Genomic DNA, 19,000 nt, shown 5'->3' on the forward strand with positions numbered 1-19,000 from the left:
CGCCCCCACCCTCGCCCCCTCCTCCCGCCAGAGCGGAGGCAGCCACCATGACCCCGCACTCCGCCGACCCCTCCACCCCTGGCCCTGCCACCGCCGTCATCCGAGGCATCGGAGCCGCCCTGCCACCCAAGGTCGTCACCAACCAGGACGTCATCGCGCTCGGCGGACTGACCACCACCGACGACTGGATCGTCAGCCGCACCGGCATCAGCCGCCGTCGCCGAGCCGCCGCCGAGGTCGACCCGAGCGATCTCGCGGTCGCCGCGTGCACCGCCGCACTGGCCGCCGCCCCACACGTGCGGCCGGATCTGCTTCTGCTCGCCACCACCACCCCTGACCGCAGATGCCCGGCCACCGCTCCCGAGGTGGCCCACCGGCTCGGGCTGGGCACCGTACCGGCCTTCGACCTGTCGGCGGTCTGCTCCGGCTTCCTCTACGCGCTGATCACGGCGACCGCCCTGCTGCGCGTCGGCAGTTGCGCGGCCCCCCTCGTCGTCGCCGCCGAGAAGTACTCGGCCATCATCGACCCGTACGACCGCGACACCGCCGCCCTGTTCGGCGACGGAGCCGGGGCGGTGCTCCTCACCCCCGGCAGCACGGCCGAGCCAGGGGCGATCCTGCGCACCGACTGGGGCAGCGACGGCGACGGCGCAGACCTGATCGCCGTCGCCGCCGGGGGAGCCCGCGCGCCGAACCTCGACGAATCGTCCCCACCCCGCAGCGAACGCTTCTTCCGGATGCGGGGCCGCGAGGTCTACCTGGAGGCGGTGGTGCGAATGACCGAGTCCTCCCGGGCCGTGCTCGCCGCCACCGGCTGGCCCGGGAGCGAGGTCGAGGCGTTCATCGGCCACCAGGCCAACCAGCGCATCCTCGACGCCGTCGCCGACCGCCTGGACGTCCCGGTCCGCAGCCGCATCGGCAACATCCGAGAGGTGGGCAACACCGCCGGTGCGTCCATCCCCATCGCCCTGGCCGACGCCGTCGCCCAAGCCTCCGTCAGGCCAGGCGCCCGCACGCTGCTCACCGCCTTCGGCGGCGGCCTGACCTGGGCCTCCGTCACCCTCAACTGGCCCGAGGCCGCCGCCCGTACGGCACTCCCCGGCCCCCGCCGCACGCCGGACCGCACGCGCGACCGCGCTCCGGACCGCGCTGACGACCGCACCAGCTGACCCAGGAGATCCCCATGGACGACACCGCCCACCGAGCAGCGGTCCACCAGCACCTGATGACCGTCCTCAGCGGCAAGTTCGACGTCCCGCCCGCCGAACTCAAGCCCGACGCGACCCTCAGCGCCCTGGATCTCGACTCCCTCGCCCGTGTCGAGCTGTTCCTCACCCTTCAGGAGCACTGGAACATCCCGCTCACCGACGACGACTCCTCCGCCGAGCTGACGCTGTCCCAGCTCGCCGACACGCTCTGCACTCTCATCGCCGCCACCAGCCCCGAAAGCCCGTAGTGAACACACCGCCCGCCCCCGTCCACGCCCCCGCCCACGGCTACCCGCCCATCGCCGTCACCGGCATCGGCCTGGTGACCCCGGCAGGCATCGGGGTCGGCCCGACCTGGGAGGGCGTCCTCGCCGGCCGTCCAACGGCCGCCCGAGACCCCGTCCTGGCAGGGCTCCCGGTCGAACTCTCCTGCCGCGTCCCCGGCTACGACCCCCGCCGGCACCTCGGCGGCCGTCGGCCCTGGCAGTACGACCGGGCGACGCAGTTCGCCCTCACCGCCGCGCGCGAGGCCGTTGCCGACGCCGGGCTGGACAGCTCGGCCTGGGCGAGGGGCAGAGTCGCCGTCCTCCTCGGGTCGGCCGCCGGGGGAGTGGGCAGCTTCGAGGAACAGGCAGCGGTGCTCCAGCACAAAGGCGCCGCCGCCGTTTCGCCGACGCTGCTCCCCGCCTATCTGCCGAACATGGCGGCCGGTCAGCTCGCGATCGACCTGAACGCCCGAGGCCCGGTCCTGCACACCGCCACCGCCTGCGCGTCCGGCGCGACGGCGTTGCTGCTCGCCGCGCTGCTCCTGCACACCCACGCCTGCGACGTGGCGATCGCCGGGGGCACCGACGCGATGATCACGCCGCTCTGCGTGGCGGGGTTCGCCCAGATGGGCGCGCTGTCGCGGAGCCGCGATCCGGCCGCCGCCTCCCGGCCGTTCGACGCCGCCCGGGACGGGTTCGTCATCGGCGAGGGCGCCGCCCTGCTCGTCCTCGAACGCCACGCGGACGCCCGCGCCCGCAACGCCCGGCCGCACGCCCTCCTGGTCGGTCACGGCACGGCGACGGACGCCCACCACGCCGTCGCCCCGCACCCGGGCGCTCGCGGGCTCGGCGAGGCCACCCGCCAAGCGGTGCTCGCGGCCGGAGCCACCCCCGCCGACGTCGACCACGTCAACACCCACGGCACCAGCACACCACCGGGCGACCGGGCCGAGGCCGGGCTGCTCAGCCGGCTCTTCGACGGGGTGCCGCCCTCGGTGACCTCCGCCAAGGGCGCGCTCGGCCACACCATGGGCGCAGCCGGGGCCATCGAAGCCGCCCTCACCGTCCTGACCGTCGAGCACGGTCTCGCCCCGCCCACCGCCGGGCTGCGCCATCCGTCCCCGGAGGCCGCCGCCCTCGACCTCGTCACCGGCACCGCCCGTCGGCACCCCGTCCGGCTGGCCCTGAGCAACTCCGCGGGTTTCGGCGGCCACAACACCGTCCTGGCCTTCGCCCCACCCTGACCGATCACGGCACGTACGCAGTCGCCGAGACTTGTCAGTGGCCCGGCGTACGTTGCGCGGATGACGCATCACATGATCACGCCACGCACCTGGGAAGCCGCCGTCGCGGACGCTCACCAGGCGGTGGCGGAGTTCGACAACGCCCGAGAGTGGCTTCGCACTGCCGAAGCGTCGGAGGCCGAGCCGCTGGCGACCGAGGTCTGGGTGTTCGACACCGAACTGACCCACGTCCTCATGGTCAGCCACCGGTGGCGAGGGTGGGTCTCCCCGGGCGGCGCGGTCGAGCCGGGCGAGACACCCCGGGAGGGAGCCTCCCGGGAACTCTTCGAGGAGACCGGAGTCCGGGCGGAGCTCCTCGCCGTACCGGCGGCCGTCACAGTCCGCTCCTACGGCCCCGACCTGTCGGCCACGTTGGGCCTCACCTTCGTGGCAGTCGTCGGCCGCTCGACACCCCTCACCCCGGAGGACGGCCAGCCGGCCGCCTGGCTCCCGCTGGATGCGGACTGGCAGGGCTGGTTCCCCGAGGACCGACTCCGGATGACTCAGCACATCGCCTGGATCACCCAGAACCCGACGCGCACCGAGGGCGTCGGTTCGACCGGGGGAGGGGGCCGATAGGTCAGGTCTCGCCCATGCCGAACGAGTCGTGGATGCGCCGCACCTCGACTGCCACGACGTGGAAGTCGACGACGCGTTCGGCGATCGCGCAGGCGCGCTCGAGGTCGGGGCAGTCGATCACGTAGTAGGCCGTCAGCTGTTCGGTGGCTCCGGTGAGCGGCCCGTCCGTCCTCTCCGGGCGGCCGTCGGGCCGCCGGATGGTCGTGGTCTCGTTCGGGTAGGACAGCCCGGCGCCGTTCAGCATCTCGCCGGTGCCTGCCAGGTCCTGGTGCAGGGCCTCGTGTCTGCGGAAGACGTCGGCGCGGTCGTCGGCGGACATCGCCGCGGTGGCCGCGGGGTCGGCGTACATCAGCACCATGTACTTCATGACCGCCAGCCTGCCAGATGTCGGCAGCACCCTCCCGGCCGTCGGGTCGTTGACCTGGGTGTGACTACTCCTCGCGCGTTTCTCGCGGCGGCCGCGGCCGGCGCCGCCGCCTTCGTCCTCGGGGGTGCGGCGCTGCCGGTGCCCGCATCCGCAGCCGGCTCCCCGGGGTCGATCTCCGTCGACTCCGCGAAGGCGGTGGCCGCTCCGTCGGGGTCGAGCCTGGAGGTCAGCCTGACCTACAGCTGCCCGGCCAACAGCACCGTGCGGACGGGGTTCATCCGGGCGGAGCAGGACGGGAAGGCGACGGAGGGCCTCAGGCCCGACCTCCCGGTGACCTGTGACGGGCGCCCGCACACGGGTACGTGGGGTGTCCCCGGCGGGAACGGGGCCGAGCAGCGTGCGTGGGTGGCGGGCGAGCCGGTCGACATCCGGGCCGCGCTGACCACCCGTCCGAGGCGCCAGGACGTGGTCGGTGACGCGGTGGTCGCCACCAGGCGGACGCTCACGGTGGGGTGACGCCCCGCCGATGCAGCGGCGGGGCGTCACGAGGTGCGGGCCGGGGCTCAGCCCTCGATCCGGTGCTGGCTCCAGAAGGAGGTCAGGTCGGTGCTGGTGGCGGCCTGGGCGGCGGCCTTGAACTCGGCGGTGGTCGAGACGCCGTACCAGTGTGCCTGCGTGTAGTCGTGCATCAGCTTGGCCATCGCGGTGTCGCCGAGCAGACGCTGGAGGTCGTGCAGGGCGCACTTGCCGTAGCCGTAGACGACGGTGGAGTACCGGCTGGAGTTGGCGTCCCAGTAGGCCATCGAGTTGGTGATCTTCTCGGCGGTGGAGGCCCAGGAGACGCTGTTCCAGCATCCGGAGCCGGTGCTGCCGAGGGCGAGGTCGGTCGCGTAGTCGGTGAACGCCTCGTCCAGCCAGGGGCTGTTGTACTCGTCGTCGCCCACGATGCCGTAGTAGTACTGGTGGCCGAGCTCGTGGGTGAGAGCGGTGGTGCTGACGAGGTCGAGCACGAAGCCGGGGTACTCCATGCCGCCGAACCAGAAGTTGTTGTCGATGACGGCGTCGATCTCGCCGTACGGGTAGGCGCCGAACCGCTGGGCGTGCGCGTCGATCGCGGACTTGGCGGTGGTCAGCATCGACTGGGAGTTGGCGGCGCTGATGCCGCTCACCGAGTAGATGTTGACGGCCACGCCGGAGCTGGAGGTGCCGGAGATCTTGCTGAACGGCCCGGCCGCCCAGGCGAAGTCACGGACCTTGGCCGCAGTCGCCCGGGTGACGGTCCGTCCGCTGGTGCCGGGGGAGTCGACCGAGGTACCGGTCGCGGGCACGAGCACGCCGGTGGGGTGGTCGAGCGTGACGTCGAAGTCCGAGATCAGCGAGTAGAACGACTCACCGTTGTTGGTGTAGGGGTCGAGGTGCCAGCCCGAGCCGTCGCGGACGGCCAGCACCGGCAGGGCGTTGCCGATGAAGTTGAAGGACCCGTCGCGGCCGAAGCGGTCCGCGCCGCTCGGCACGGTGATGCCGAGGTCGAAGGCGACCGTGCCGCTCTGTCCCTGGTTGAGCGGGGCGGGCAGGGTGATCTTGAGCGCGGTGCAGGCGACGGACAGGGCCGCCGGGGTGCCGCCGGTCACCTTGCTGACGGTGATCGGGGTGGTCGGGCAGCTGCCGTGCCAGTTGTCCCACAGTCGCAGGTACACCTCGGTCAGCGGGGTCGGCGAGGCGTTGCTGAAGCTCACGCTCTCGTGCCCGTTCCAGACGCCGCCGGTGGCGTCGCTGGTCAGATTGACGGTGTAGGCGGGGGAGACCGGTGTCCGGGTGGTGTCCGTGGGCGGCGGGGGAGTGCCGCCGCCCGAAGTGGCGAGGGAGACGTCGTCGAGCACGAAGCTGGTCTGCAGGCTGCTGTCCTCGACCCCGCTGAACGACAGCGGCACGGTCTGGCCGGCGAACGACGACACGTCGAACGACTTCTGCACGTAGCCGGTCTTGGCGTCCAGGTTGGAGTACGTCGCCAGGGTCGTGCTGCCGAGCTTCGCGGTCAGCTTGTCGTACGCGGTCGAGGTCGTGGTCTCGGCGGTGTCGACATGCAGCCAGAAGGTCAGGGTCGCGGTGGTGCAGCCGCTCGGCACGGTGAGGGACTGCGACAGGGTGTCGGTGTGGGCCGAGCCGTACCCGTCGAGCCAGGCGTACTTGCTGCCGGAGTGCGCCGACTGGCCTGAGGCGCTGCCGACCACCCCGCTCGACCCGGTCCAGGCGGTGCTGCCGTTCTCGAACCCGCCGTCGGTGACCACCTCCGTCGGGGTGCAGGCCGCAGCCGCCGCCGGTATCGCAGCCGGGGTGGCTGCCACGGCTGGAGTGGTGGCCAGGCCCGTCGCACCGGCGGCCGCGAGCAGCGCGGCGGCGGCGGTGACGAGCGCGGGGATTCTTCTTCTCATCGTTCCCTCCGAGGTCACGGAGCGCCGGATGGCCCGTCAAGCACCGGACCGTCAGGTCACCTGGCGCGGAAGCCGGTTGGCGGGTCGACCGCAGAGAGGCGCTCCCACCCCTGAGGCCAGGAGGAAGCCTGACAGTAAACTTCCGGTATTGAAAGAGTCATGACAGAAAATGACCGATCACCGGCGTTCTCCGTCAGGAGCGGTCCGCCGCCCCGCGCTCCTCGACCCGCCGTCGGCCTCCGGGCTAGGCTCCTGGCCCCCGGGCGAAGCCACCGGCCGGGTCCGGTCACCGGACGGCTCCGACATACTCAAGATGGAGGAACGGGCAAGATGACAACTGCAAGGCGCATCGTGCGATGGATCGAGCGGGCCTGGCCGTGCACCCTCTGTGCAGGGTCCGGCATCTACAACGGCCAGCAGTGTCAGAGCTGCGGCGGCACCGGCAAGCAGCCCGGTACCTGAGTCAACGAGGGAGAGTCATGGCTACGGTGGTCTGCCAGATCTGTTCGGGTACCGGCAGGGTCGGCACGGGCAGAGTCGGCGGCCTCCAGTGCACGCTGTGCAGCGGCACCGGTACGCGCAGCATCGACGCGGGCGGCAACTGCATGCTGTGCGACGGGACGGGCGTCTACAAGCGCTACCGGATCGACGCGGTCGGCAACCAGACCCTCCTGCGCGAGGAGATCTGCCGCACCTGCGACGGCACCGGCTCCTACCCGCGCGAGGCCGGCTCCCCGACCACCACCTTCACGGGAGCGTAGGCGCGTAGGCATGTAGGCACGTCACTCCCGGGAGTGTGGGACGGGAGCGGGACCTGAGGCTCATGTGACCGGGACGGTCCACGGAGGACGGTGAGGTTCAGAGGCGCCCGCGCGGACGGGCCGGGCGCCCGGACTCCGGAAGGGACGGACCAGCACGGTTCGACACCTCTGCCTCACGAGGATCTGATATGACCGCCCAACCCACCACCTCCGTACCGACCACCTCCGTACCGACGATCGGTGCCATCGTCTACCGCGCGGGCACTCCCGTACCGTTCGAGGAGTCTGTCGCCCAGGGGTTCCTGGCCAGCCTGCAGAGCGTGATGGTGCCACTGCCGACGCAGCTGCTGGCCGACCCGTGGCCGCGGCTGGTCGTCCGCATCGTCCAGGACCCCGATCTCGACGGCGGACCGGAGACGATCGCCGTCTCGGGGATCAGCCTTTCGGCGCTCGACGGTGACGGCCTCACCAGCGCCTTCGCCCTGCTGACCCTCACCGGGCCCAGCCGCCACACCGACGCCGTGCCGCCGACCACCCGGCGCGCGCTCACCGACAGCGTCCGGCGCAACGAGGGCGACCTCTGGAACGCGTACGCCGAGCTCGGCTTCCCCATCACCCGGCCGGATGGTCTTCCGCCCGTCGACACCTGGTGGCTCGGCTCCGCCACCAAGTCGCTCGGGTACTTTGTCAGCGACATCTGCTGCCAGACCGTCCCGCACACCTGCGCCTGCACGGGGTGACCGACCGGGACGGCACGACGAGGAGAGCAGGGGTGCTCCGGTGGACATCGCAGCAGAGCCAGCAGAGCCAGCAGGCCCAGCAGGCCCAGCGGGTCAGGAGGGCCAGCGGCGGCGGGTGCAGTCCGAGTGGCTGCAGGATCTCGCCCTGTCGGCGGCCGTCACGGTCTCGGACGTGTTCTTCTACGGCAACCCGACCGTCCCCGGCACCCCCTGGTCGAGCCACCTCCAGGTGCTCGCGCTCGTCATGCCCCAGGCCGTCGCCCTGGTCCTCCGGCGGCGGCGGCCGATACTCGTCTTCGCCGTCGTCTGGGCGGCGGCCACGGCCGCCGTCGCGCTGACGCTGGCCGGCGTGCTCGCCTTCACCCCGTACTTCGGCCTGCTGATCGCGCTCTACACGGCGGCCGAGCGCGGCCGCCTCCCCACCGCGCTCGCAGCCCTGGCGCTGACCCTCGTCCCGGCGGGGCTGAAGACCTACTACGTGGCGGGGAAGGTCGCGGTCGACCCCTTCCGGACGGCCGCGCTGGTCTCCACCCTCGCCTTCATGCTGTCGATCACCGCTGCCGCCTGGGGGCTGGCCCGCTGGGGCAGAGCAGCCCGAGCGGCCGCCGAGCACGACCGCCGCGAGCTCGCGGCGGCCCGCGAGCGGGTCGTCCTCGAGCGCACCCAGATCGCCCGCGAACTGCACGACATCGTCGCCAACGCCGTTGCCGTCATGGTCATGCGGGCGGAGACCGCCAAGCACCTCGACCCGGTCGGCACCACCGAGGCGCTCGCGCACATCGAGGACCTCGGCCGGGACGCGATGGCCGAGCTGCGCCGGATGCTCCGCCTGCTGCGCGCCGACGCACCGGTCTTCGCCACCGGACGGCACGGCCTGGCCGATCTCCAGCCGCTGCTGGACGGCGTCCGGCGCGCGGGCATCCTGGTCGACCTGGAGGTCACCGGCACCCCCGCCCGGCTGGACGCCAGCGTCGACCTGACCGCCTACCGCCTCGTGCAGGAGGCCGTCACCAACATCACCAAGCACGCCGGGCCGGGTAGCCACGCGGCCGTCCGCATCCGCTGGTCCGACCGGCTGCACCTGGAGGTCGTCGACGACGGCGCCGGGCGCAGCCTGGCCGCCCGCCAGGAGCTCTCCACCGGCCACGGGCTGCTCGGGCTCGCCGAACGCATCGCGGTCTTCGGCGGCGAACTGACCGCCGCGCCCTACCGCTCCGGCTTCCGCGTGACGGCCACCCTCCCGGTGACCCCGCCCTGAGCGGCGCCGAGGAACGCGGTGATCCGCCGGTCCAGCTCCGCCGCCCCCGTGAACGGCAGCCCGTGGTGCGAGACCCCGGGCAGCAGCCCGACCTCCGCCACCCCGAGCCGTTCGACCGCCGCCGCAACCCGGCGGCTGTCGTGCGTGCGGCTCTGCTCGGCGAGCAGCACCAGCGTCGGCACCGTCAGGTCCCGCCCCCGGGGCCGACGCCCGGTCACCACCTTGGCAGCCGGGTACTCGGCGGCGAGGCCGTGCAGGGTGTGGTGGGCGGGGTCGGTCACGGCGCCGCCGGTCTCCCAGTCCAGGAAGGCCAGCGCACGGGCGGCGGTCGGCCGGGCCAGCATCGGGAGCGCGCGCAGCAGGTAGCCGGGGCGGAACCCGGCGAAGCACTGCGTCGGGTCGAGCAGGACCAGCCGCCGCACCCGCTCCGGTGAGCGGAGCGCGTACGTCAGGGCGATCCAGGCGCCGTACGAGTGGGCGCACAGGTCGGTGTCGTCCAGGCCGAGGCCGTCGAGGACGCCGTCCAGCCACGCCGTCAGATCCGCGACGCGCCGGATCTGGCGCGGGCCGGGCAGGCTGCGGCCCGCCTCGCCGATCCGGTCCACCGCGTGCACGCGGTGGGTGCGGCTGAGCGCCGCGATGTTGGCGTACCAGACCGCCGCCGTCGCCGAGCCGCCGTGCAGCAGGACCAGCGGCGGCGCGCCCACCGGGCCGGTGACGTTGACCCGGGTGGTGCCGAACTCCTAGCGGAGGTCGACCGGCTCGACGGGCGCCGGCCAGCGGGCCAGCACGGCGTCGTACGCGGCGAGGAACGCGGCGTCGACGCCCGAGAATGAGCTTGGCATTGGAGCCTCCGGTCCAGAGTCTCTCACTCGGCAAGTATCTCGTTCAGCGAGAGAATAGACTCATGTCATGCAATCCGTCCACGACGAACCCAACGACGATCCGCACGACGAAGCCGACGAACCCCCCATGGTCCTGGTGCACCGGCTCCGCGCGATCACCGTCGAACTCGACGCCCTCGCGGGCACCTTCGCCCGGCGCAACGGCCTGCACCCGACCGATCTGCGCGCGCTGATCTGCCTGCTCGACGCCGCCCGCGCGGACACCCCCGCGACACCGGGGCTGCTCGCCACCCGGCTGGGCCTGAACTCGGCGGGCACCACCGCCCTCGTCGACCGGCTCGAACGGCTCGGTCACGTCCGCCGCGACCGGGACACCGCCGACCGCCGCCGGGTGCTGCTCAGCGTCACCCCGGCGGCGGTCGACCTCGGTCAGTCGTTCTTCGGCCCGCTGATCGCCGCCATGCTCGCTCATGCCGAGACCTTCGACCCGGCCGAGCTGGCCGTCGTCCGCCGCTTCCTGGACGGCACCCTCGCCCTCGTCACCGAATGAGGCCGACGGTGCGTCAGCGCACCCGGCGGATCCAGAGGAAGCAGAACGCGACCAGCACCACCGTCGCGGCCAGGCAGAGCCCGGTCTCCGTCCACAGCATCGGCCAGTGCGCCGACGGCGGCTGGTACCGGGTGACCACCTGGACGATGTCCGGGTGGGCCAGGCACTCCGGGCTCTGACAGAGGATGCGGCCGTCGGAGAGGAACCCGGCCGAGCCGTACTCGGAGGGGATGCGCGTCCCGTCGGTGGTGATGTAGCTGTCGCCGAGGAGCAGGGACTCCAGCGGCGTGCTGGTGGGGAAGGTGCCGGCGAAGATGTGCAGCATCTCCGCGTTCGGCCGGATGACGGCGACGTGGGCGGCGCCCACCGACTCCTTCGCGGGCGTCAGCAGGAAGCGGAAGTTGTCGATCAGCAGCCGCAGCACCAGGGTCAGGGCGGCGGTCACCGCCATCGAGGCCACCACCCGCCGCACCACCAGGCCGACGGCCGCGCCCAGGGCGAGCCCGACCAGGCAGAAGCCGACCACGGCGGGGCCGGAGGTGGTCCGGCTCAGCCAGGTGAACCAGTGGTAGTAGCCGGGCACGGCGAGGCGGCCCTCGACGGTGCTGACCCACCAGGTGGAGACGGCGGCCAGCACCGTCGACCCGGCCAGCGTCACGGCCAGCGGCACGCCGAGCCGGGCGGCGAGCCAGCGCCGCCGGGAGACGGACTGCGTCCAGGCCAGCCGGTAGGTGCCGGTCTCGAACTCCCGCGCCAGCAGCGGTGCCCCGAGGAAGAGGCCGAGCGCCGGGGGCAGGGCCAGCAGCAGCCAGCCGGTGATCTCCACCGCGAGCTGCCAGCGCATGTCCAGCCCCGCGGCCATGGCGTTCACGCTCTGGCACTCGGGCGGGAAGTAGACGATGTTGCAGTGCTCCAGATGGTTCGTGGTCACGTAGTCGCCGATCACGCCGCCGAGGAAGAGCAGCCATCCGCAGACGACGAGCAGGACGGCTCCGGCGACGGCGAAGGCCGTCCGCTCCTGGCGCCCGCTGAGCCAGCTGACGCCGCGCAGCCAGCGGCGGCGCGGCAGGGAAACGGAGGCGGAGGCGGAGGGGGTGAGCAGAGCGGCCATCAGGCGGCCACCGCCACGGCGGGGCGCGCGCTCGGGGTGAGCAGCGGCGGGGCCTGGGGGGTGCGCAGGTAGGCGAGCAGGACTTCCTCCAGGGTGGGTTCGACCACGTCCCAGGACGGGTCGATCTCCGCCGAGGGGCGGATCAGTGCGGTGGCCTGGCGGCCCGTGCGGCGGAGCTCGACGAGCTCGTGCCGGGCGAGCTCGGGCGGTGGTCCGTCGCCCTCGTGGGCGCCGACGATCAGGCGGTGGGCGTCGAGGAGTTCGTCGACGTCCCCGGCCAGGCGGACCCGCCCGTCGCCCAGCAGCAGGACGTAGTCGCAGACGCCGTCGAGTTCGGCGAGCACGTGCGAGGAGATCAGCACGGTGATGCCGCGCTCGACCGCCTCGGCGAGCAGCAGACCGGTGAGCTCCTGGCGGGAGACCGGGTCGACGTCGGAGAGCGGCTCGTCGAGCAGCAGCAGGTCGGGGCGCTTGCCGAGGGCTAGGGCGAGGGCGACTCGGGTGCGCTGGCCGCCGGTCAGCCCGGCGACACGGTCCGACAGCCGCAGGTCGCCCTGGGCGACGATCTGCTCGGCGGCGGCCTGGTCCCAGCCCGGGTTGAGTTCGTAGCCCGCGCGCAGCGTCTCGGCGACGGTGAGCCGGGGGTAGAGCGGCTTGTCCTGGGAGAGCAGGGCGACGCGCGGGCGGGTCGCGGGGGCACCGGGGGAGCCGCCGAACACCCGGACGGTGCCGGTGGTCGGGGTGAGCAGATCGGCGGCGAGGGCCAGCAGGGTGCTCTTCCCGGCGCCGTTCGGGCCGACCAGCCCGCAGATCCGGCCGGCCGGCAGGCGGAAGTCGCAGTCGCGCAGGGCCCAGGCCTTGCGGTACTTCAGCCCCAGGCCGACCGCCTCCAGTGCGGGGGCCTCCTCGGGGCTGGGGGCGGGGGCAGATATGGGGTGGCTCACCCGGGCTCCTCGTCGGCTGTGCTGATGGTGTCGGTGGCGGCCGGGGCGGAGAACCCTTTGTCCAGGGCCGTCGTGATGAGCGCGGCGGCGTCCTCGCGGTCCAACCCGGCCTCGCGGGCCCGGCGGACCCAGGCGGCCAGTTCGGTGTGCAGGGCGGAGTCCGCGACGGTCTGCGGTTTGGCCAGCGAACGCCGCACGAAGGTGCCGACCCCACGGCGGCTGTCGACCAGCCCCTCCCGCTCCAGCTCGCGGTACGCCTTGAGCACGGTGTTGGGGTTGATCGCGGTGGCCTCCACCACCTCGCGTGCGGTGGGGAGTTGGTCTCCGGGGCGCAGGACGCCGAGCCGCAGGGCGCGTTTGGTCTGCTCGATGATCTGGAGGTACGGGGAGAGGCCGCTGTGCCGGTCGATGAGGTACTCGACCATGCTCACCACCATTCCACTAGTTATCTAGGTAAATCCTGCCCAGTCAGCTGTGCCCGCGTCAAGCCCCGGCCTTGACATGGGACGGAGCGACTGCACACCATTCCACTAGTTAACTAGTGGAATGGTGTGCAGATGATCGACAACCTGGTGGAGAGCCCCCAGGCCCTCCCGGGCCTCCGGCCCTCGGCCGCCGAACCCCACCTGCCGGCCGCCCCCCGCCCCCCGCGTGCCTGGCCGGGCCCGGACCGGCTCGCCCTCGCCCTCACCGGGCTGTTCTTCACGCTGTACACCGTCCTGTCGGTCCGTCGGCACGAGCGGATGCAGAGCGCCGCGTACGACCTGGGCATCTTCGAACAGGCCGTCCGCGCCTACGCCCACGGCCGCGCGCCGGTCGTCGACCTGAAGGGCCCCGGCTTCAACCTGCTCGGCGACCACTTCCACCCCGTGCTCGTCCTGCTCGCCCCCGCCTACCGGCTCTTCCCCGGCCCGGCCACCCTGCTGGTCGCCCAGGCCGCCCTGATGGCTCTCGCCTGCTACCCGCTCACCCGCTGGGCGCACCGGACGGCAGGTCCGCGCGCCGCACTCGTGGTCGGCCTCGCCGTCGGCAGCTCCTGGGGCATCGTCTCGGCGGTCGCCTTCGACTTCCACGAGATCTGCTTCGCCGTCCCGCTGCTCGCCTTCGGCGCCGAGGCACTCGCCGCCCGGCGCTGGCACGCCGCCGTGCTCTGGAGCCTGCCGCTGGTCCTGGTCAAGGAGGATCTCGGCCTGACCGTCGCCGCCGTCGGCGCCTACCTCGCCCGGTACGGCGCCGCCCGACGGGTCCGCCGGCTCGGGCTCGCCGTGCTCGTCCTCGGCCTGGCCGCGACCACGCTGGAGACCGCCGTCCTGCTGCCGATGGCCAACCCGCACGGCGTCTTCGACTACTGGCACCAGATGCCCGGCGCCGCAGCCGGGCCGGCACCCTCGGTCGGCGGCGCGCTGGCGATGCTCGCCAAGCTGGGCTGGCCGCCGGTGAAGTGGCTGCTGCTCCTCATGCTCGCCGCGCCCGTCGCCTTCGTCGGCCTGCGCTCGCCGCTCGTCCTGCTCTGCGTCCCGACCCTCGGCTGGCGGCTGCTCGCCGACAACGTGCACTACTGGCAGCCGAGTTACCACTACAGCGCGATCCTGATGCCGATCCTCTTCGCCGGGCTGCTCGACACCCTCGACCGCAGCCCGCAGCTGCGCTCACCCCGGGCGCTGAAGCGCGTGCTCACCTGCTGCGCGGCCTTCGCCGCCGTGACGACGCTGGTGTACCCGCTGCGGGAGCTGGCGATGCCCTACACCTGGCAGACCTCCCCGCACGTCCGCACCGCCCACCGCCTGCTCGACGCGATACCCGACGGCGTCACCGTCGCCGCGAGCAACCGGCTGGCCCCGCTGCTCGTCGCCCGCACCACCGTCAGCCTGGTCTGCGAGGGCGGCCCCGCCACCGCCACCGCGCCGGTCTGGGTGGTCGCGGACCGCACCGACCCGACCGTCAAGACCCCCTGCGCCGCGGCCACCACGGCCGCCATGCTCGACGCCTACCGCGCGGCGGGCTACCGGACCGTCGCCGAGCAGGACGGCATCACCGTCCTGAGGCACCCGTAGCCGGCTGGGCCAGCTTGCTTCGGACGGCCGCTGCCGCCGGGTGACGGACGGCTTCGAGCTCCACCAGGGCGTGCTGCCAGGCCTCGCGGGCCTCGGCGGGGCGTCCGGCGGTGAGGTGGGCGTCGCCGAGGTGGTCGAGGCTGGAGCCGAGACCGGCGCGGTCGGCGAGGGTGGTGCGCAGGGTGATCGCCTCGGTCAGGCAGGTGACGGCGCGTCCGGTGTCACCGTTGCCGTGGTGGGCCTGGCCGAGACCGTCGAGGAGAGCGGCCTCGACGTAGTGCGCTGCGGTCTCGCGAGCGAGTTCGAGGGCGGGGAGGTAGCGCTCGATGGCCTCGGGGTAGCGCTTGAGCGCGTGGTAGGCGAAGCCGAGGTTGTTCATCATGCCCGCCAGGACGCCGGTCGTGATCGGGCCGCGCCTGTTCGCGAGCGCATGCTCGTAGGCGGCGATGGCCTCCTCGAAGCGCTGGAGCACGTGCAGGGTGGAGGCGTAGTGGCTCATCGCGGTGAAGTGGGTGTGCGGGTGGCCCTCGAAGCTCTCGGCCAGCTCCAGTGCCTGACGGGCCGTCTCCAGGGTCTCGGGCAGCTCACCGAGGCTCCGCTGGGCAGCGCTCAGGCCGGTGAGCATCCGGGTCTGCGCGACGCGGTCGCCGAGCCGGCGGGCCGCCTCCAGGCCGAGGGTGTTGCAGACCCGGAGGTCCGTCCAGTAGCTGGTCTGGGTGAAGATGTGGAACAGCTCGGCGGGCAGCATCCAGGCCGCGACCGGCTCGGGCTGACCGGCTGCCAGGGAGACGGCGGCGGTCAGGTTCGGCCGTTCCTGGCGGCACCACTCCCGGGCGGCGTCCCGGCCGGAGAAGACCGGCGCCGTGGTGCAGGCCGGCAGGCCGGAGACGTCGAGCTGCACCCGCTCGCGGTTGAACCAGTCGGCCGCCGACCTGACGGAGAAGAGGTACCAGGTGACCACCCGGTCGGCGGCGGCCCGGCGCTTGTCCGGCGTCTCCTCGGCCTCGGCGCACTCGCCCGCGTACGCGCGCAGCAGGTCGTGCAGCCGGTACCGGCCGAATGCGGGGCTCTCCAGCAGGTGGGCGTCGACCAGGCTCTCCAGGGCCCGTTCGGCCTCGCCCGGGGTCGCGCCGAGCAGTTCGGCGGCGGCGCCCAGCCCGAGGTCGGGGCCGGGCCAGAGGCCCAGCAGCCGGAAGGCGCGGGCGGCGTCCCGGTCCGTCGCGGCCGTCGAGCTCTTGAGCGCGTCGTAGCTGACCTGGAAGCTCGCGCGGACCGCCGCGTCCTCGATCGCCAGCTCGTCCAGCGGGCGGGCGCCCGCCAGGCGTTCCGCGAAGGAGCTCAGCGTCCAGGCGGGCCGGGCCGCGAGCCGGGCTCCGGCGATCCTGATCGCCAGCGGCAGCCCGGCGCAGTGCACCAGGATCTGCGCGGCGGCGGCCGGTTCGGCCGCCGTCCGCTCCGCTCCCACCAGCGCGGTCAGCAGGGCCAGCGCCTCGTCGTGCTCGAACACGTCGAGGTCGAGCCGGGTGGCCCCGGCCAGCGTGGCGAGCCGCGAGCGGCTGGTGATCAGCACACCGCAGCCCTGGGCGCCGGGCAGCAGCGGCCGCACCTGCGCCGCGTCCCGCGCGTCGTCCAGCACGATCAGCACCCGCCGCCCGGCCAGCGTGCTGCGGTAGAGCGCGGCACGGGCCTCGGCCTGGACGGGCACCGCACCCGGCGGCACACCCAGGTCGCGCAGCAGGTCGGCCAGCACCTCGCCCGGGTCGCGCGGGGCGGTGGTGCCGCGCAGCTCGACGTACAGCTGGCCGTCGGGGAACTCGGTCTCGCACCGGTGCGCGACGTGCACCGCCAGCGTGCTCTTCCCGATGCCGCCCATCCCGGCGATGGTGGAGATCACCACCATGCCCGGCCGCGAGCCGCCGACCATGAGCTCGGTGAGGTCGGTCAGCGCGGCGTCCCGCCCGGTGAAGTCCGCGACGTCGTACGGGAGCAGGCGCGGCACCACCGGCGCGGGGGCCTCGTCGGCGGCGGGCTCGGCAGCCTCCTGGTCCGCCGCCCGATCGGTGGCCGGTTCCGCCCGGACGGCCGCGACCAGCTGCTCGCGGGCGTCGGCGTCCAGGCCGAGAGCGGCGGCGAGCCGGTTCACCGAGGACAGCCGTGGCGTACGCCGTCCGGCCTCCAGCACGCTGATGGCGTGCATCGAGACCCCGGACTGCTCGGCCAGCTCCTCCTGCGTCCACCCGGCCTTCAACCGGAACTCCCGCAGCAGCGCACCGAAACCCACAGCCACTCACTCTCCCCGGACCGACGACCGGACCACCTGCGCAGACCGTAGCGGGTCCGCGACCTCCGAAACGACAAGGCAACGCCATACGAACGCCATGGAGCGGCCGCTCGGAATCGGCCAAGATTGTGCTCAAGCGGCGGGGCCCGAAAAGCAGACAGTGTCTGACGGGGGCGGGCCTCGCCGGTGGATGTCTCCGGGCTACTCCCCGGAGGCTCCGTAGAGGTGTTCGCGCAGCATGGCGGCCTGGCTGCCGTGCTGCGCGCACTCCTCGGTCACCTGCGTCCGGACCACGGCGTGCCATCCCGCCCGGTGTCCCGTGAGCCCCCGTGGGCCGCGCACGCTCCGATCCTCGGCCGCTCAGGGCGGCTCGCTCATCACCCGATCAGTCACCCGGCCATCATGCCAAAGCCCGGCCGGTGGTCCTCGCCCCGTCCGCAGGCTGGGCCGCGCGCGTCCACATCCGACCCCCGCCCAGGTCAGGGCATTGCGCTCGGGGGCCTTCCTCGTTATCGTCACTCTGACATTAAGCGATGAGGGGTGGCCCATGGCCGTCAGTGACTTCCTGAGCGGGCTGACCGAGCCGCTCAACACCGTGCTGTTCCAGCTCGGGCAGGACGCCGTCAGCTGGGCCGAGCTGCTGGGTTTCGCGACCGGGGCGGTCGGGGTCTGGCTCACCGTCCGGGCGAAGGTCTGGAACTTCCCGGTCGGCATCGCGAACAACGTCTTCTTCCTGGTCCTGTTCTGGGGCGCCCGGCTCTACGCCGACGCCGCGCTCCAAGTCGTCTTCCTCGCCCTCGGCGTCCACGGCTGGTGGCAGTGGCTGCGCGGCGGCGACAAGCACTCCGCCCGCACCCTGCGCCGCGCCGACGGCCGTACGCTCACCGCCCTCGCGCTGCTGATCGTCCCCGTGACGTGGGGGCTCACGGTCGTGCTCGGCCGCGCCCACGACAGCTCGCCGTTCTGGGACGCGCTCACCACGGCGCTGTCGCTCGCGGCCCAGTGGCTGCTCAACACCAAGCAGTACGAGAACTGGTACTTCTGGATCGCGGCCGATCTGGTCTACATCCCGCTGTACTTCTCCAAGCGGCTGGATCTCACCGGCCTGGTCTACGTGCTGTTCCTCGCGCTCTGCCTGGTCGGTCTGCGGGCCTGGCGCCGCGAGCTGTCCGGCCGGTCCGCAGCCTCCCCGGCGGTGGCGCTGTGAGCGCGCGGTTCCGGCACGGGCTGGTGATCGGCAAGTTCTACCCGCCGCACGCGGGCCACCACTTCCTGATCCGTACGGCCGCCGACGCCTGCGAGCGGGTGACTGTGGTGGCGATGGCCGCCGACGTCGAGTCGGTGCCGCTGGCGAGCCGGGTGCAGTGGCTCACCGAGGCCTGGGCCGGCCACCCGCACGTCCGGGTGGCCGGGGTGACGGACAACCTGGAGGTGGACTACGACAGTGCGGAGGTCTGGGCGGGCCACGTCGCGCTGATGCGGCAGGGGGTGACCGCCGCCGCGCCGACCGCCCCGCCCGTCGACGCGGTGTTCAGCTCCGAGCCGTACGGCGTCGAGCTCGCCCGGCGCTTCGACGCCGCACCCGTGGTGCTGGACCAGGCCCGCGAGACGTTCGCGGTGTCGGGCACGGCCGTCCGGGCCGACCCGGTGGCGCACTGGGCGGCGCTGGAGCCGCCCGTCCGGGCCTGGTTCAGCCGCCGGGTGGTCGTCCTCGGCGCCGAGTCGACCGGCACCACGACCCTCTCCCGGGATCTCGCCGAGGCCCTCCGGGCGCGCGGCGGCCCGCACGCACCGACCGGCTGGGTGCCCGAGTACGGCAGGGAGTTGACGATCGCCAAGCTCGCCGTGGCACGCGCCGTCGCCGACCCGGCAGGCCCCGCCCCGACCGTCTTCGACCTGGAGTGGACGGACGAGGACTTCGAGCTGGTCGCCCGGCGGCAGACCGCCGACGAGGACCGGGCGGCCCGAGCCGGCGGCCCGGTGCTGGTGTGCGACACCGACGCGCTCGCCACCACGGTCTGGCAGGAGCGCTACCGGGGTGCCACCACCGCAGCCGTCCACGAGCTGGCGGCCGCCCTCCCGCCGCGCGCCCTCTACCTGCTGACCTCCGACCAGGGCGTGCCCTTCGACGACGACGGCCTCCGCGACGGCGAGCACCTCCGCCCGTGGATGACCGACCGCTTCCGCGAGGTCCTCACCACCGGCCGCACCCCGTGGCTGGAACTGACCGGCGACCGCACCGACCGCCTCGGCCAGGCCCTCGCGGCAGTCGACCGCCTGCTGGTCACCGGCTGGGGCCTCGCGGCCCCACTCGGCTGACC

General features: G+C 73.2%; 19 protein-coding genes. 12 read left to right on the forward strand and 7 right to left on the reverse strand.

Annotation, left to right across the window (positions count from 1 at the left end):
* Positions 1 to 47: 47 nt before the first annotated feature.
* The 4 genes from ACR68M_RS34070 to ACR68M_RS34085 are packed head-to-tail and all read left to right on the forward strand — an operon-like array spanning position 48 to position 3,336.
* The gene (locus tag ACR68M_RS34070; protein WP_441248027.1) at positions 48 to 1,169 is read left to right on the forward strand and encodes a beta-ketoacyl-ACP synthase 3; all 1,122 of its coding nucleotides are present in this window, start codon (positions 48 to 50) and stop codon (positions 1,167 to 1,169) included.
* Positions 1,170 to 1,183: 14 nt separating this feature from the next.
* Entirely contained in the window at positions 1,184 to 1,456 is a 273-nt protein-coding gene (locus tag ACR68M_RS34075) for an acyl carrier protein (protein WP_441248028.1), read from the forward strand.
* Entirely contained in the window at positions 1,456 to 2,718 is a 1,263-nt protein-coding gene (locus tag ACR68M_RS34080) for a beta-ketoacyl-[acyl-carrier-protein] synthase family protein (protein ID WP_441248029.1), read from the forward strand. The genes ACR68M_RS34075 and ACR68M_RS34080 overlap by 1 nt, the downstream gene beginning before the upstream one ends.
* A 60-nt stretch (positions 2,719 to 2,778) precedes the next feature.
* Positions 2,779 to 3,336 (forward strand): NUDIX hydrolase, encoded by a 558-nt coding sequence (locus tag ACR68M_RS34085; protein WP_441248030.1) that lies wholly within the window; start codon positions 2,779 to 2,781, stop codon positions 3,334 to 3,336.
* 1 nt (position 3,337) lies between these two features.
* Here the strand turns inward: ACR68M_RS34085 and ACR68M_RS34090 are convergent, their stop codons facing one another.
* Positions 3,338 to 3,703, reverse strand: a complete 366-nt coding sequence (locus ACR68M_RS34090; RefSeq protein WP_441248031.1) for a YciI family protein — start codon at positions 3,701 to 3,703, stop codon at positions 3,338 to 3,340.
* A 60-nt stretch (positions 3,704 to 3,763) separates the two neighbouring features.
* Between ACR68M_RS34090 and ACR68M_RS34095 the strand changes: the two genes are divergently transcribed.
* Positions 3,764 to 4,219: a hypothetical protein gene (locus tag ACR68M_RS34095; RefSeq protein WP_441248032.1), complete on the forward strand. Its 456-nt coding sequence runs from the start codon at positions 3,764 to 3,766 to the stop codon at positions 4,217 to 4,219.
* A 47-nt stretch (positions 4,220 to 4,266) separates the two neighbouring features.
* On the opposite strand, the gene ACR68M_RS34100 is transcribed toward ACR68M_RS34095, so the two are convergent.
* Positions 4,267 to 6,135 carry a M1 family aminopeptidase gene (locus ACR68M_RS34100; RefSeq protein WP_441248033.1) on the reverse strand — a complete coding sequence of 623 codons (1,869 nt, stop codon included), beginning with the start codon at positions 6,133 to 6,135 and terminating at the stop codon, positions 4,267 to 4,269.
* A 479-nt stretch (positions 6,136 to 6,614) separates the two neighbouring features.
* Here ACR68M_RS34100 and ACR68M_RS34105 point away from each other — a divergent pair, with 479 nt between their 5' ends.
* The 3 genes from ACR68M_RS34105 (at position 6,615) to ACR68M_RS34115 (ending at position 8,894) form a co-directional block, all read left to right on the forward strand.
* Positions 6,615 to 6,896 (forward strand): hypothetical protein, encoded by a 282-nt coding sequence (locus ACR68M_RS34105; protein WP_441248034.1) that lies wholly within the window; start codon positions 6,615 to 6,617, stop codon positions 6,894 to 6,896.
* A gap of 188 nt (positions 6,897 to 7,084) precedes the next feature.
* Positions 7,085 to 7,636: a hypothetical protein gene (locus tag ACR68M_RS34110; protein ID WP_441248035.1), complete on the forward strand. Its 552-nt coding sequence runs from the start codon at positions 7,085 to 7,087 to the stop codon at positions 7,634 to 7,636.
* 115 nt (positions 7,637 to 7,751) lie between these two features.
* The gene (locus ACR68M_RS34115; RefSeq protein ID WP_441248036.1) at positions 7,752 to 8,894 is read left to right on the forward strand and encodes a sensor histidine kinase; all 1,143 of its coding nucleotides are present in this window, start codon (positions 7,752 to 7,754) and stop codon (positions 8,892 to 8,894) included.
* Here the strand turns inward: ACR68M_RS34115 and ACR68M_RS34120 are convergent.
* Entirely contained in the window at positions 8,843 to 9,601 is a 759-nt protein-coding gene (locus tag ACR68M_RS34120; protein ID WP_441248037.1) for an alpha/beta fold hydrolase, read from the reverse strand. The two genes, ACR68M_RS34115 and ACR68M_RS34120, sit on opposite strands and share 52 nt — an antisense overlap.
* A gap of 205 nt (positions 9,602 to 9,806) precedes the next feature.
* Between ACR68M_RS34120 and ACR68M_RS34125 the strand changes: the two genes are divergently transcribed.
* Positions 9,807 to 10,289: a MarR family winged helix-turn-helix transcriptional regulator gene (locus tag ACR68M_RS34125; RefSeq protein WP_441248038.1), complete on the forward strand. Its 483-nt coding sequence runs from the start codon at positions 9,807 to 9,809 to the stop codon at positions 10,287 to 10,289.
* 13 nt (positions 10,290 to 10,302) lie between these two features.
* On the opposite strand, the gene ACR68M_RS34130 is transcribed toward ACR68M_RS34125, so the two are convergent.
* Genes ACR68M_RS34130 through ACR68M_RS34140 form a run of 3 tightly spaced genes read right to left on the reverse strand, consistent with a single transcriptional unit; the run spans position 10,303 to position 12,769 of the window.
* Positions 10,303 to 11,400 (reverse strand): hypothetical protein, encoded by a 1,098-nt coding sequence (locus ACR68M_RS34130; protein ID WP_441248039.1) that lies wholly within the window; start codon positions 11,398 to 11,400, stop codon positions 10,303 to 10,305.
* The gene (locus ACR68M_RS34135) at positions 11,400 to 12,344 is read right to left on the reverse strand and encodes an ATP-binding cassette domain-containing protein (RefSeq protein ID WP_441248040.1); all 945 of its coding nucleotides are present in this window, start codon (positions 12,342 to 12,344) and stop codon (positions 11,400 to 11,402) included. Before ACR68M_RS34135 ends, ACR68M_RS34130 begins: the two co-directional genes overlap by 1 nt.
* Positions 12,341 to 12,769 (reverse strand): GntR family transcriptional regulator, encoded by a 429-nt coding sequence (locus ACR68M_RS34140; RefSeq protein ID WP_441248041.1) that lies wholly within the window; start codon positions 12,767 to 12,769, stop codon positions 12,341 to 12,343. The genes ACR68M_RS34135 and ACR68M_RS34140 overlap by 4 nt, the downstream gene beginning before the upstream one ends.
* Positions 12,770 to 12,901: 132 nt before the next feature.
* Here ACR68M_RS34140 and ACR68M_RS34145 point away from each other — a divergent pair, with 132 nt between their 5' ends.
* Positions 12,902 to 14,398, forward strand: a complete 1,497-nt coding sequence (locus ACR68M_RS34145; protein WP_441248042.1) for a DUF2079 domain-containing protein — start codon at positions 12,902 to 12,904, stop codon at positions 14,396 to 14,398.
* Here the strand turns inward: ACR68M_RS34145 and ACR68M_RS34150 are convergent.
* A complete protein-coding gene (locus tag ACR68M_RS34150; RefSeq protein ID WP_441248043.1) occupies positions 14,376 to 16,685 on the reverse strand; it encodes an ATP-binding protein in 2,310 nt (769 codons plus the stop codon). The genes ACR68M_RS34145 and ACR68M_RS34150 overlap by 23 nt on opposite strands.
* Before the next feature lie 541 nt (positions 16,686 to 17,226).
* Here ACR68M_RS34150 and pnuC point away from each other — a divergent pair.
* Together pnuC and ACR68M_RS34160 are read left to right on the forward strand one after the other, a co-directional pair.
* A complete protein-coding gene (gene pnuC, locus ACR68M_RS34155) occupies positions 17,227 to 17,886 on the forward strand; it encodes a nicotinamide riboside transporter PnuC (protein ID WP_441248044.1) in 660 nt (219 codons plus the stop codon).
* Positions 17,883 to 18,998 (forward strand): AAA family ATPase, encoded by a 1,116-nt coding sequence (locus tag ACR68M_RS34160; protein WP_441248045.1) that lies wholly within the window; start codon positions 17,883 to 17,885, stop codon positions 18,996 to 18,998. The genes pnuC and ACR68M_RS34160 overlap by 4 nt, the downstream gene beginning before the upstream one ends.
* The last annotated feature ends 2 nt before the right edge of the window (positions 18,999 to 19,000 follow it).

The organism is Kitasatospora sp. McL0602 (assembly GCF_052076145.1).
Lineage (GTDB): Bacteria > Actinomycetota > Actinomycetes > Streptomycetales > Streptomycetaceae > Kitasatospora.